12 protein-coding genes are annotated in these 11,317 nt (G+C 55.7%); 1 reads left to right on the plus strand and 11 read right to left on the minus strand.

Translation table 11 applies throughout. The features are described from left to right. Positions 1 to 49: 49 nt before the first annotated feature. The 11 genes from E0L35_RS01030 to dctP form a co-directional block, all read right to left on the minus strand. On the minus strand, positions 50 to 1,216 hold the full coding sequence (locus E0L35_RS01030; RefSeq protein WP_022521850.1) for a glutathionylspermidine synthase family protein: 1,167 nt from the start codon (positions 1,214 to 1,216) through the stop codon (positions 50 to 52). A gap of 19 nt (positions 1,217 to 1,235) precedes the next feature. Then, positions 1,236 to 1,859, minus strand: a complete 624-nt coding sequence (locus E0L35_RS01035) for a DUF1190 domain-containing protein (protein WP_022521851.1) — start codon at positions 1,857 to 1,859, stop codon at positions 1,236 to 1,238. Positions 1,860 to 1,882: 23 nt separating this feature from the next. Next, positions 1,883 to 2,296 (minus strand): DUF350 domain-containing protein, encoded by a 414-nt coding sequence (locus E0L35_RS01040; RefSeq protein ID WP_022521852.1) that lies wholly within the window; start codon positions 2,294 to 2,296, stop codon positions 1,883 to 1,885. 43 nt (positions 2,297 to 2,339) lie between these two features. Continuing rightward, on the minus strand, positions 2,340 to 3,062 hold the full coding sequence (locus E0L35_RS01045) for a DUF2491 family protein (protein WP_022521853.1): 723 nt from the start codon (positions 3,060 to 3,062) through the stop codon (positions 2,340 to 2,342). A gap of 45 nt (positions 3,063 to 3,107) precedes the next feature. After that, complete coding sequence (locus E0L35_RS01050) at positions 3,108 to 3,803, minus strand: PspA/IM30 family protein (protein ID WP_009285863.1); 696 nt, start codon at positions 3,801 to 3,803, stop codon at positions 3,108 to 3,110. A gap of 107 nt (positions 3,804 to 3,910) precedes the next feature. Next, the gene (locus tag E0L35_RS01055; protein ID WP_249362064.1) at positions 3,911 to 4,369 is read right to left on the minus strand and encodes a DUF2170 family protein; all 459 of its coding nucleotides are present in this window, start codon (positions 4,367 to 4,369) and stop codon (positions 3,911 to 3,913) included. 158 nt (positions 4,370 to 4,527) lie between these two features. Beyond that, the gene (locus E0L35_RS01060; protein ID WP_138799352.1) at positions 4,528 to 6,066 is read right to left on the minus strand and encodes a malonyl-CoA synthase; all 1,539 of its coding nucleotides are present in this window, start codon (positions 6,064 to 6,066) and stop codon (positions 4,528 to 4,530) included. Further along, positions 6,063 to 7,454, minus strand: coding sequence for a malonyl-CoA decarboxylase (locus E0L35_RS01065; RefSeq protein ID WP_022521856.1), 1,392 nt, complete (start codon positions 7,452 to 7,454; stop codon positions 6,063 to 6,065). The genes E0L35_RS01060 and E0L35_RS01065 overlap by 4 nt, the downstream gene beginning before the upstream one ends. Before the next feature lie 11 nt (positions 7,455 to 7,465). Continuing rightward, on the minus strand, positions 7,466 to 8,800 hold the full coding sequence (locus E0L35_RS01070) for a TRAP transporter large permease (protein WP_009285860.1): 1,335 nt from the start codon (positions 8,798 to 8,800) through the stop codon (positions 7,466 to 7,468). Between the two features lie 2 nt (positions 8,801 to 8,802). After that, positions 8,803 to 9,324, minus strand: a complete 522-nt coding sequence (locus E0L35_RS01075) for a TRAP transporter small permease (RefSeq protein WP_022521857.1) — start codon at positions 9,322 to 9,324, stop codon at positions 8,803 to 8,805. Between the two features lie 100 nt (positions 9,325 to 9,424). After that, positions 9,425 to 10,420 (minus strand): TRAP transporter substrate-binding protein DctP, encoded by a 996-nt coding sequence (dctP, locus tag E0L35_RS01080; RefSeq protein WP_009285859.1) that lies wholly within the window; start codon positions 10,418 to 10,420, stop codon positions 9,425 to 9,427. Positions 10,421 to 10,576: 156 nt separating this feature from the next. On the opposite strand from dctP, the gene E0L35_RS01085 reads away from it, so the two are divergent. Next, positions 10,577 to 11,260: a GntR family transcriptional regulator gene (locus E0L35_RS01085; protein ID WP_022521859.1), complete on the plus strand. Its 684-nt coding sequence runs from the start codon at positions 10,577 to 10,579 to the stop codon at positions 11,258 to 11,260. Positions 11,261 to 11,317: the final 57 nt, after the last annotated feature.

Raw genomic sequence — 11,317 nt, forward strand, 5'->3', positions numbered from 1 at the left:
TTTTGTGAGGACTGGCTAGCCTGTAATAAGTGTATTTTGGTACTTGCGCTTACACGATCGCGTGGGGCACAAAGCAGGAGGAGTCTTTGGTGATGCGACCAACGTCTTCACGAATGCCCATGCCGCAGGCACGGTCGCCCACTACCCAACTGCCAATTAAGGCGTGGTTATTACCAAAGCGCGGCATCGGGTGGTAAGCCTGCCGAATCCATGGGCTGTCGGTATAGGGGCCGTCCACGGCCTCCCGCTGGCCAGTTGGAGTGATTAGCTCCACATTGCTGCCTTCCCGGGAGAAGAACGGTTTACGCACCCAGCCCGCAGGCAGTGGTGGGCTATTGGCATCCTCAAAAAACGCCGGTAACAGATTGGGGTGGCCCTTAAAGTGCTCCCATAAAAGGGGCAGAATCCCCTTGTTGGAGAGAATGGCTTTCCAGGGCGGCTCAAACCAGTGGGTGTTTAGCTGCGGGATATATTCGCCAAACGCATCGTCGGCCATCTCTTCCCAGGGGTAGAGTTTGAACAGGGCGTGGATAGGCTGGTCATCAAGGTCAACAAAGTGTTCCGTCCCTGGGCGTAGACCAATATCTTCGGTGAAGATAAAGGGCGCATTGAGGCCTGCCTGCACCGCCACGTCTTGTAAATAATGCACGGTGGCGCGCTCTTCGGCATTATCTTTGATACAGGAGAAGTAGAGCGTACGCGCTTCAATGCGATCGCCAAGGTGCGCCATAGCATTGATCAAGCGCTCTTGAATCGAGTTGTATTGATCCGCATGGCGCGGCAGGATGCCTTGTTGGATAGCTTGCTCAAGCCACACCCACTGAAAGAAGCCTGCTTCGTAGAGTGAGGTAGGGGTGTCGTAGTTGAGTTCCAGCAGTTTCGCCGGACCATCGCCTGAATAGGCAAAATCCATCCGCCCGTAGAGGTGCGGCTGACCCGACTTCCAGGAGTTGTGGATGCTGTCCCACATGTGTTCAGGCAAAGCCAGACGCTGCATAAGCGCATTGGAGTGGCAAACCTTGTCCACCAGCTCCATGCACATTTCATGCACTTCCTCGGTAGGCGCTTCGATATCTCGCTCTACCTGCTCTAGGCTGAACTGGTAGTAGGCATCCTCTTTCCAGTAAGGCTCCCCGTCGATGGTATGAAAATGAAAGCCCAGCTCGTGGGCCAGGGCTTTCCACTCTTTCCTTTCAGGGATATCGATTCGCAGCATAGTAATGTTTGCCTGGGGGTTATGAGCCCCAGCCGCCGCGGGCAGAAGAGCGTGAGCCAAAGCCTCGGCGCTGAGACGCGGCTTGGCGGTTCTGAGCCACTGAGCTACGCATGGCATCGTTACGCTGAGTGACGCGCTGAGTCGCCTGGCTAGAGGCCGTGTTCCAGTTGCCCTGGTTCTGGCGATTGCGGTACACCGGCTCCTGATACACCCGCTCGAAGGAGCGTCCACGATTGGTGTTGGACATCATGCTGCCGACCATATAACCCATCATGGCAGGCATGAACCAGCTGCCGCCGGTGTTACCCGTAGCCGCTTGAGACTGCTCTTCGGTCGGAGCGGTACAAGCGCCTTCACCATTCTCCGCTTCGCACTCCTCTAGGGTGCTATAGCGCGGCACCTCTTTTAATGAGGCTTCGTAAGCATCTTCACAGGCGCTACGGGTATAGACATTCTCTGCAACACAATCCTCAACGCTTTGAAAGCTGCGCGGCTGGTCGAACTCTATATCGGTGATTTGCTCTTCCTGGGGCGGTTGGCCACAGGCGGTAAGACCAAAGGCGCTGGCGCCCATCATTGCCAGTGACAAGCGCCCGCTGCGCTTGCGGCGCGGCAAATGAGGGGTACTATCGTGTTTTGACATGCAGGCTCTCCTTTACCACGTCGTTACCAAGTCATCGAAGCGGCGTTGAGTAAGCCGACTGCCACGGCCACGCTGGCCATTAAAATGCCGTAGGCCTGGTGGCCTTCGGTAATGTGCTGAGACAGGCTTTCGCCCTGCTTGCGCAGAAACAACTTAACGCCAAAGAAGGTGGCCAGCTGAACGATAAAGGCGACAATGCCCCAGAGCACAAAATCGATGAAGCTAATGGAGTTTGCCATCGCGCTGTACAGCGGAATGGTGAAGCCTAAAATGGAGCCGCCATAGGCAGAAGCAGCGGCCGCATTACCTTCGCGAATCAGCGTCCACTCGTGGTGCGGGGTAATCCGGCTGTAGCAGTACATAAAGGCGGCGAGCAGGATAATCGCCGTGACTAGATAGGCGATAAATGATGGCAGGCCGTAGAGGTAATTCACCATGGTGGTTGCTTCCTTTTCAGTAGCTTAAAAATAGACTTGCGGGTCAAACAGCGTCGATATCGACGGAGGCCACATCTACCCCCACGTTGTGCACCACCATAAAGCTGCCTTCGCCATCGCTTTCTGCGCTCAGCAGTAAGTACTCCATACGCTCAGCGCCTTCGATGGTACGCTCATAGAGCATGGCATGGTGGGTCACATGGCGCGCCGACACGCTCTCGGTGGTCATTACCTGCTCTTCGAAAACCACCGGCGGCGACCACAGGCTGTCACCATTCCCCCACACTCGCTGATAGGTGCAACTGCGCGCCTCCTCAGTGGTTGAGGTGAGCGCGATGGTTTGGGCGCCGATGCTGTCGGGCTGTTTATCTTCACCGTTTATCAAATTATCAAATTCGGCATCCGAGAGATGGGCAACACGGTAAAAGTCGAACAGCTTATATTCAAGCACCTGACCGTTCTCAATATTGGCCTGCAGCCAGGTGTCGTTATCCAGATAGAAGCGCACCAAGTGCGCTCCTTGACCAAGATCGACGTGCCCCACGGCAGCTATATGATGGTAGGCATCGTCGTTCCAGCGAAACAGTGCATCGGGGTGGGCGCGCAGGCCGATCAGCTTAATATTGACGCGCCCATCCAGGCGTAGGCCCTCAAGGTCTTCCTGGCTGATACTCATAGGCAGGCCAGCGGCCACCGGGCGGCCTTCGTTAGGCTCGGGTGGCTTCTCCGTCGTAGCGCGAAAAAGTGCCTTGAGGGTGTTAAACATGGCCTGGCTCCCTAATAAATTTAAACGCTGATTTGCTCTTAACGCTTATTCCTGTGCGGCGTTTTTCTTCGCTTTCAGGCGCGCTAACACGTCGTCTGCTTTGCGATTCTGGCCACCCACCCCGGCTGCTTTCAGGCGGGCTTCCAGCGAGCTGCCGCTCTCTTCTGCGGCCATGTCGTCAGCGGCTTGCATTTGCGCTGAATTAAGCTGCTGGCGCTCTTTGATGCGCTCCAGTGACTCCATGGCGCTGCTCATGGCGCTGTTCTGGCCTGAGTGGCGAGCCGCAACGGCAGATTGGGCTTTTTGTGCTGACTCAGTCGCCTTAACGACGCTCACCTGCTGCTTGAGTTGGCGAAGCTGATTGTCGGTGCCGCGAATCGCGCCGCGTAGTTTTTCGATGCTGGCGTCGTACTCGCTGACAATAGCGCGCTCCGCTTCCAGGTCATCCTGCAGCGCCACCATGCGTTCAGCCACTTCCACGGCTAGCGCTTCTTCACCTTTATCCAGCGCGGCCTCAGCGCTTTTTTCCAGTTCGGCGATTTTGCTTTCCAGGGCGTCAGCTTTATTGCTGTTTAGCTGGCGCTGGCCCATCAGGCGGGTGAGTTCGGTTTTAGATTGGCTCAGGTGATTTTCCGAGTCGCGGATTTCCTGGTCTAAAATGCGCAGTGCTTGGGAATCCACCACGGCTTGACCGGTTTCATTCGCTTTGCCACGCAGGGCAGTCATAATTTTGCTTAACATATAAGTGTCTCTTCTTTAAGAATATCTTTAAATAAAGCGCCACTGTTTCAGTGTGCATGTCAGTGGCGATGACCGATTAACTCTGTTTTCGATAACCCCTGTTAGGCTTAGGCAAAGTGCGTTTGAATCAGTTCGGCGACGTCCATGGCCGCGCTGGCTGTGGCGTGTAGCTCGGCACAAATCGATTCAAGCTTTGAGTCGCCAAACAGCTGTCCGTAAGCCACATAAAAGTCGTGACCGTCGATCTCGACAATCCCCACGGAGGCCAGCGGTAACGCAATGCCTTGGCGCAGCAGTACTTCGTTGAGCTCAGCGGTGTTTTTAACGCTCTCCACGGCAACGATAGGTGCCATGGCGACCCACTCATTTTCGCTGTGCGACAGGGTAATCGGCAAGTTGCCGTAATCGTTAAGCTCCCAGATCAGGGTCTGATTCGTCTCATCCAGGCTGATAGTGCCCTCAGGCCACTCAAGGGGCGCATCTCCAGCGCTGTTGTGCGCTGGCTGACTGACTAACTTATATAGCTCGGTGGCGGTGATGCCGTTGGTAACGGTAGGCGTAGTCAAGGCAATCTGCTCCATCGTTTGTTAAGTGACCTTACCTTAACATTTAGTAGAGAAAATGGTTCCTTTTCGCAAAAAAACGCCCCGCCTCTTTCCCTTATCGTGTCAGGTGAAAGAGTTGGGGCAAACATTTAGGGGTGGGTAACGCTTAGGAATGGCGACTAAGGGGTTTGGTAGGTGTCGTTGAACCGCTTGCGCAGTTCATTTTTCTGTACTTTGCCCATCGTATTGCGCGGCAGTTCATCGACAAAGAAGACCCGCTTGGGCTGCTTATACTTAGCTAGTCGCCCATCTAAATGGGTGATTACTTTCTCCTCTTCAAGCTGGTTTTCTCCAAGATCAGCGCCTTGCTGGCGAACCACCACTGCGGTAACGCCCTCGCCAAAGTCAGGGTGCGGTAGACCGATCACTGCGGATTCGGCGACTTGATCAAGCTCGTCGATCACCTGCTCCACCTCTTTGGGGTAAACGTTGTAGCCGCCGGAAATCACCAGATCCTTGTCACGACCAACAATATGCACATAGCCCTGCTCGTCGACCATGGCGAGATCGCCGGTAATGAAAAAGCCGTCGTCTAACAGCTCTTCGCGGGTCTTTTCGGGCATTCGCCAGTAGCCGATAAAGACATTCGGGCCGCGAATCTGCAGCATGCCAATCTCACCAAACGGCACCTCCGCGCCAGTTTCTCGGTTGGTAATGCGCATCTCCACACCGGGTAGTGGCATGCCCACAGTGCCTGCTCGGCGGGCACCGTCATAGGGGTTGGAGAGGTTCATATTGGTTTCAGTCATGCCGTAGCGCTCAAGAATCGCATGCCCCGTTTTGGCTTCAAATGCCTCGTGGGTCTCTGCGGTGAGCGGAGCGGAGCCGGAAACGAACAGCCGCATGTTGGCGGTAGCTTCTGGGGTCAGTCGTTCGTCCTGAACCAAGCGCGTATAGAAGGTAGGAACGCCCATCATCACAGTGCCACGGGGCAACTCTTCAAAAATGACATCGGCATCGAACTTAGGCAGGAAGAGCATGCTGGCGCCCGCCATCAAAGTGACGTTGCAGGCGACGAATAAGCCGTGGGTGTGGAAGATCGGCAGCGCATGAATCAGCCGGTCATCAGCGCTGAAGTGCCACGCTCTGGCCAGGGTCTTGGCGTTAGAGGCGAGGTTTTTGTGCGTTAGCATGGCGCCTTTGGAGCGCCCAGTGGTGCCTGAGGTATAGAGAATCGCGGCCAGGTCGCGTTCGCCAAGTGCCACGATGTCTTCTCTTGGTACTGCCGCTTGGGCGGTTTCCATCAGGCTACCATCGGCGGCGCTGCCCAGGGTGACCACCGCGGGACAGCCGGTTTCAGCAGCAAGCGACAGTGCTTGCTCTTCTATCTTGGGGCGACAAACGAACAGCGCGGGCTCGGCGTCATTTAAAAAGTAGCGAATCTCATCGCCGGTATAGCCCGTATTGAGGGGCAAATAGACGCCGCCGATGCGCAGGCAGGCCAGGTAAAGCAGTATCGCCTCAGGACTTTTATCCACCTGCACGGCAACGCGGTCGCCTTGCTTAACGCCTAGCTCGGTTAGTGCGCCGGCAAGCTGCGCACTGATGGTCAGCGCATCGGTGTAGCGATAGCGGCGGCCATCGCGGGTAGTAATAAAATCGGCCTCTGCGCGCTCGCGCATTTTGGCAGCAAAGGTTTCAAATAGGTTGTGGCTCATTTGGTGGTCTCTCCTTTGGCCAGCTTGCGAGCGCGTTTGGCGAGGTCGCGCACCTCATTCGAGCAAGCAACGGTCGCCTTGGCGGTATAGTTTTCGTGATTGCGCTCGATATCGTCCAGCACATACAGATAGTTAACCATCAGTCCAGCGGCTTGTTTAAAGCCCTTCTCGGAGATATCGCCCAACCAATTAATACGGTGGAGTTCAGCGCCGTTGCCGAGGTGAAAGCGGGCCACCGGGTTGAGCGGCAGGCCGTGGCGGTTCTTCTCTTCGACCAAGTAACGGGCGGCCAGTGGGCGAATCGCGGCTTTAAGCTGCTCTTCAAGCGCTTTGTCCTGATGCCATCCTGGGGTTTCAAGCCCTTTGAGTGATTTACGCAGCGACGAGGGAAGCTGCTCATCCTCACGCTGCTCCTGCAGCCACTGGGCGAAGCCAGGTACCGGCGAGAGGGTGACGAAGTATTTAAGCTGCGGCAGCTCCTGGGAGAGCTCTTGCACCACCTGCTTGATCAAAAAATTACCGAAGGAGATGCCGCGCAGGCCGGTCTGGCAGTTGCTGATACCAAAGAACGCCGCAGTATCGGCATCCTCGGGCTCATCGATGGCTTTTTTAGTATGACGACTCTCTCCAGAACCCTCTCCAGAACTTTCCCCCGATAAGATGGGCTGTATACGGCTTGGCAAGCCCTTGTGGAGGGCCACTTCCACAAAGATCAGCGGCTCGTCGCCAATGGCGGGGTGGAAGAAGGCGAAACAGCGGCGATCGCGGGCATCCAGGCGCCGGCGCAGATCATCCCAATCCTGTATTTCGTGTACCGCTTCGTAGCGGATGATCTTCTCTAGAATCGAAGCGGGAGTGTTCCAGTCAATGCGCTTGAGCATCAAAAAGCCGCGGTTGAACCAGGAGCCGAACAGATGGGCGAAATCGTCGTCGATAGGCGCTAATTCCGGCTGTTCGCGTAGTAGCCCCAGCAGGTCTTCACGCATTTTAACCAGCTCATAGGTGCCGTCGCTGGCCAGGTTTAAACGCCGAAAAAGCTCTTGGCGCCGGGGCTCGCAGGCTTCAAACAGGCGCTGTAGCGATTGGTTGTCGCGAACCTCTTGATATGCCAGGTAGGCCGCGTCAATGGGGCCAGGTTCAGCCGCAAAGTCAGCCATTAGGCGGGCAAAAAAGCTGCTTTTTTCAGCTGCCGAAAGGCGCTGATAAATCGCCAAGGCGCGGCTTGCCAGCGCGATGCTGGAGGCTTCGCCATCGCTTTCCAACAGCTTGTGGCAGGCGTTAACCAACTGCCCATGGTCGGGCGTTAAAGTCTCGGGATGGCGGCGCCGCAACAGTGCATCGCGCTGAGTGATGTTGTTGAACAGCTCTTGCAAAAACAGCATGTTCATGGTCGAACTCCTTAACCCATGATCAAGTTAGGTAGCCAAAGCGCGATGCCTGGGAAGAGACACAGCAGCAAGATACCCAGCACCATACATAGCGCGTAGGGCAAGCTTCCCATCAGAATGTCGCGCAGCGAAATATCCGGTGCGATACCTTTAATAATGAACAAATTGAGACCCACTGGCGGTGTGATCAGACCTATCTCCAGGTTGATGGTTAAAATCACCGCAAACCAGTAGGGGTCGAAATTAGCCGCCAGGATGATAGGTAACAGAATGGGCGCGGTCATCACGATCACGGCCACGGGGGGCAGGAAGAAACCCGCCACCAGCAGAAAGAGGTTAATCACCCCCATCAGCGCCCAGCGGTTGATCTCCAGATCAGCAATCGCGGCGGCGACGGTTTGGGTGATAAACATCGAGGAGAGCGCATAGGCGAACACTTCGGCGGTGGCGATCACCAGCATGATCATCACGCTTTCGCGCAGCGAGTCGCGCATAATCAGTTTTATCGGGCCCAACTGCCACATGCGGTAGATCAAAATAGCCAGCGCCAAACACAGAAATGCACCCACACCCGCCGCCTCTGACGGTGTTGCCACCCCACCGTACAAGGCAAACAGGATACCCGCGACCACGCCCAGGAAAGGCAGAACACGCACTAGCGCTTTCAGGTTGGTATCAACATTCTGCTTAACGTTCTGCTTTAGCCGTTCGACGGACTCCGCCATCGGGTTGTTATAGCCACCGGCCATCTTGCAGGCGATCATCGTCCAGATCATAAACAGGCCTGCAAGCATAAAGCCTGGCACCACCCCGGCAATAAACAGTCGACCAATAGAGGTCTCGGTGGAGATGCCGTAGATAATCATGGTGACCGACGGCGGAATCAGGATGCCCAGGGTGCCACCCGCGGCAATACAGCCCGCCGCCACGCCATCCGGGTAGCCGCGCATGCGCATTTCGGGAATGCCCATTTTACCAATTGCCGCACAGGTGGCTGGTGACGATCCCGAGAGCGCAGCAAAGATAGAGCAGGCGCCGATATTGGAAACCGCCAAGCCGCCGGGCAGCTTGCCCATCCATAGATCCAGCGAGCGATACAGATCGCGCCCGGTGGGGGAGGAGGCCACCGCGGCGCCCATCAGAATAAACATCGGAATGGCGACAAAACCAAACTCGGCGATGCGGTCAAAAAAGGTTTCCCCGAAGTAGGTGAGCTCAGCAAGGCCGCGGTCGTAGATCAGCGCCAGCAGCGATACACCGCCCAGGGCGAAAGCGATAGGGGTGCCAATGGCCATCAGCGCAATCAGCGCGATGGCGACAATAATGCCTAAGGTAATGGGATCCATGCTTAGTTCTCCCCACGCAAAATTTCAGCCACATACTGCAGCGACAGCAGGGTAGCGCCGACGGCCATGGGCAGCAGGGCGGGCCACAGCGGTGGATTCCAGACGGAACCCGTCGTCCACTCACCGTGAAGTGCCTCAAAAACATAGACCCAGCTGGCATACGCCAGGGCGGCACAGAAACCTAATCCAAACAGCGAAGCGATCAAACGCATGATGGTGCGGGTAATACCACCCAGCGCATCGGGCACAATAGTGATAGCCACGTGCCCGCCGGTCATCAGTACATAAGGGCTACCCATCAACATCGCTGCCGTTACTGAAAAGATGGTGAATTCGGTCTGCCAACTGGTGCTCATTCCAAGCAAGTAACGAATAAATACCATCTGGCAAATCACTAATACGCCAGCGATAAACATGGCGCAGGCTAAATAGGCGGAAAGCCGCGAAAGCTTATCCATGACGCGAATGTAGCCGCCGATGATGCCCCCACGCGTCAGGGCATTGTGAGTCGTTGCAGGTGCCATATTTCCCTCGTCAAGCTGGTTATTTCGCCAAGCTAAGCAAGCATCAGTTGAAAACGGCCACCCCGAAGGGCAGCCGAGCCGTTAGGCGTTTATAGGTTGCTTACTCGACGGCCAGCGCTGCATCGATAATGGCCTGGCCATTGGGAACATTGTCGGCAAAGTTTTTGTAGGAGGTTTCCTTGGCGATATCGAGCCAGGCGTTGTAGTCGTCTTCGCTCATGCTGACCACCTCAACGCCGTTCTCCTCGTAAAGATCGACCATTTCTTGATCAATGGCGGCGGCCTCTTCAGCAAAGAAGGCTTCTGCGGCTTCACCGGCTTCTATCAGCGCTGCTTGCTGTTCCTCGTTAAGCTCTTGCCATACCTGCTCAGAAATAAGAATGGGTTCGTACATGTACCAGAGCGCGAAGTCACCCGGCTCGGTCAAGCATTCAACCTGTTCATAAAGCCGGAAAGAGATAAACGACATCGACGAGGTATTGGCGGCATCCAGCACACCTGTTTGCATGGCGGTATACACCTCGGAAGAGGGCATGGAGGCAATGGAGGCGCCAGCGGCCTCAAGCATTTGTTCAAACGCAGGTCCTGCAGCACGGAAATTTTGGCCCTCGACGGTATCCGGGGAGGTGACGCACTGTTCGCTAGATGCAAAGCCACCGGATAACCAGGCATCTGCAAGTACTCGAGCGCCGCCTTCGCGAATGACTTCTTTAATCATGTCCATATATTCAGAGTCATTCAGACGTTGGGCATGGGCCTGATTACGCACTAAGCCCGGCATCAGCGTAGCTGAAAATTCCGGATGCCGACCACTGGCGTAGTCCAGCGGTAGAGAGGTGATATCGAGGCGACCACGAGCGATAGCGCCCCACTGTTCACGCGCTTTGAACAGCGATTGGCCCGGATAAACTTCTATGGTCAGCCCTACATCCGCATCGGCTACTTTGCGGGCCATCATTTGCACCATTTCGTCGCGAACATCTCCCTGCCCCCCGGGGAATTGATGCGACGCGCGTAGCACGGTATCGGCAGAGGCGTGGGAAGCGGCAATGGCGAGACCGAGAGCGGCAGCAGTTGAGATCAAATAGCGTTGCATGAGGCGTCTCCAACAGTTGTTGTTGTGTGTTTGGATGGGCTATATGTATCTATCAGTCGAGCTGATATATATATCAATAGGCGCTATGTATGCTAATGTCAACTGTATGACAGCATTAAAACGGCTAAGACGAGCCGCGATCCAAGGAGGTAAAAGATGACCGGCACCAAGCGATCCAATGCTCAGCGATTAAGAGATTCTCTTGAGGATGACATCATCAATGGCCGCCGTTTACCGGGAGAGCGCCTGGATCCAGAGGCCTTGGGGCGCGAGTTTCAGGTTTCGCGAACGCCTGTGCGCGAAGCCTTTCAACAGTTGGTCGCCAGCGGCTTGGTCACCGTTTCCCCGAAGAAGGGCACCTTCGTTGCGAAAGTGGGGATTGATCAACTGATCGAGATGTTTGAGGTGATGGCGGAGCTTGAAGGCATGTGTGGCCGCTTGGCGGCGCGCCGGATTACCGAATCAGAGCTGGCCGCGTTACGCGAAGCGCATCAGCGCTGCGAAGCAGCGGCCCTGGCCGGCGACAGCGACGAGTATTACTACGAAAACGAAGGCTTTCACGACTGTATCTACACCGCTAGCCACAACACTTTTTTGGCCAGCGAAGCGCGCCAACTTAAACAACGTTTAAAGCCTTACCGGCGCCTGCAGCTCCAAGTGCGCCAGCGGGTCAATAATTCCCTTAGCGAGCACCAAACCATCGTCGAGGCTATTGAGCGGGGTGACTCTGTGGCGGCCCAGCAAGCACTGAGCGACCATGTATTGATTCAAGGCGAGCGCTTTAGCGATTTCGTTTCCAGCGTACGCAGGATGGAGTCACCGTTAGAGAGAACGGGCTGATTTGGGTTGCTAACCAGCCTCGGCAGTAGCTCTCCTGCTTGCGGAAGGGCTAGCCAA

The organism is Halomonas sp. ATBC28 (assembly GCF_005937175.1).
GTDB classification, from domain to species: domain Bacteria; phylum Pseudomonadota; class Gammaproteobacteria; order Pseudomonadales; family Halomonadaceae; genus Vreelandella; species Vreelandella titanicae.

Excerpts from the sequence above, each read along its gene's own strand:
- E0L35_RS01030 (WP_022521850.1), bottom strand. The coding sequence starts at position 1,216 with ATGCTGCGAATCGATATCCCTGAAAGGAAAGAGTGGAAAGCCCTGGCC.
- E0L35_RS01035 (WP_022521851.1), bottom strand. The coding sequence starts at position 1,859 with ATGTCAAAACACGATAGTACCCCTCATTTGCCGCGCCGCAAGCGCAGC.
- E0L35_RS01040 (WP_022521852.1), bottom strand. The coding sequence starts at position 2,296 with ATGGTGAATTACCTCTACGGCCTGCCATCATTTATCGCCTATCTAGTC.
- E0L35_RS01045 (WP_022521853.1), bottom strand. The coding sequence starts at position 3,062 with ATGTTTAACACCCTCAAGGCACTTTTTCGCGCTACGACGGAGAAGCCA.
- E0L35_RS01050 (WP_009285863.1), bottom strand. The coding sequence starts at position 3,803 with ATGTTAAGCAAAATTATGACTGCCCTGCGTGGCAAAGCGAATGAAACC.
- E0L35_RS01060 (WP_138799352.1), bottom strand. The coding sequence starts at position 6,066 with ATGAGCCACAACCTATTTGAAACCTTTGCTGCCAAAATGCGCGAGCGC.
- E0L35_RS01065 (WP_022521856.1), bottom strand. The coding sequence starts at position 7,454 with ATGAACATGCTGTTTTTGCAAGAGCTGTTCAACAACATCACTCAGCGC.
- E0L35_RS01070 (WP_009285860.1), bottom strand. The coding sequence starts at position 8,800 with ATGGATCCCATTACCTTAGGCATTATTGTCGCCATCGCGCTGATTGCG.
- E0L35_RS01075 (WP_022521857.1), bottom strand. The coding sequence starts at position 9,324 with ATGGCACCTGCAACGACTCACAATGCCCTGACGCGTGGGGGCATCATC.
- dctP (WP_009285859.1), bottom strand. The coding sequence starts at position 10,420 with ATGCAACGCTATTTGATCTCAACTGCTGCCGCTCTCGGTCTCGCCATT.
- E0L35_RS01085 (WP_022521859.1), top strand. The coding sequence starts at position 10,577 with ATGACCGGCACCAAGCGATCCAATGCTCAGCGATTAAGAGATTCTCTT.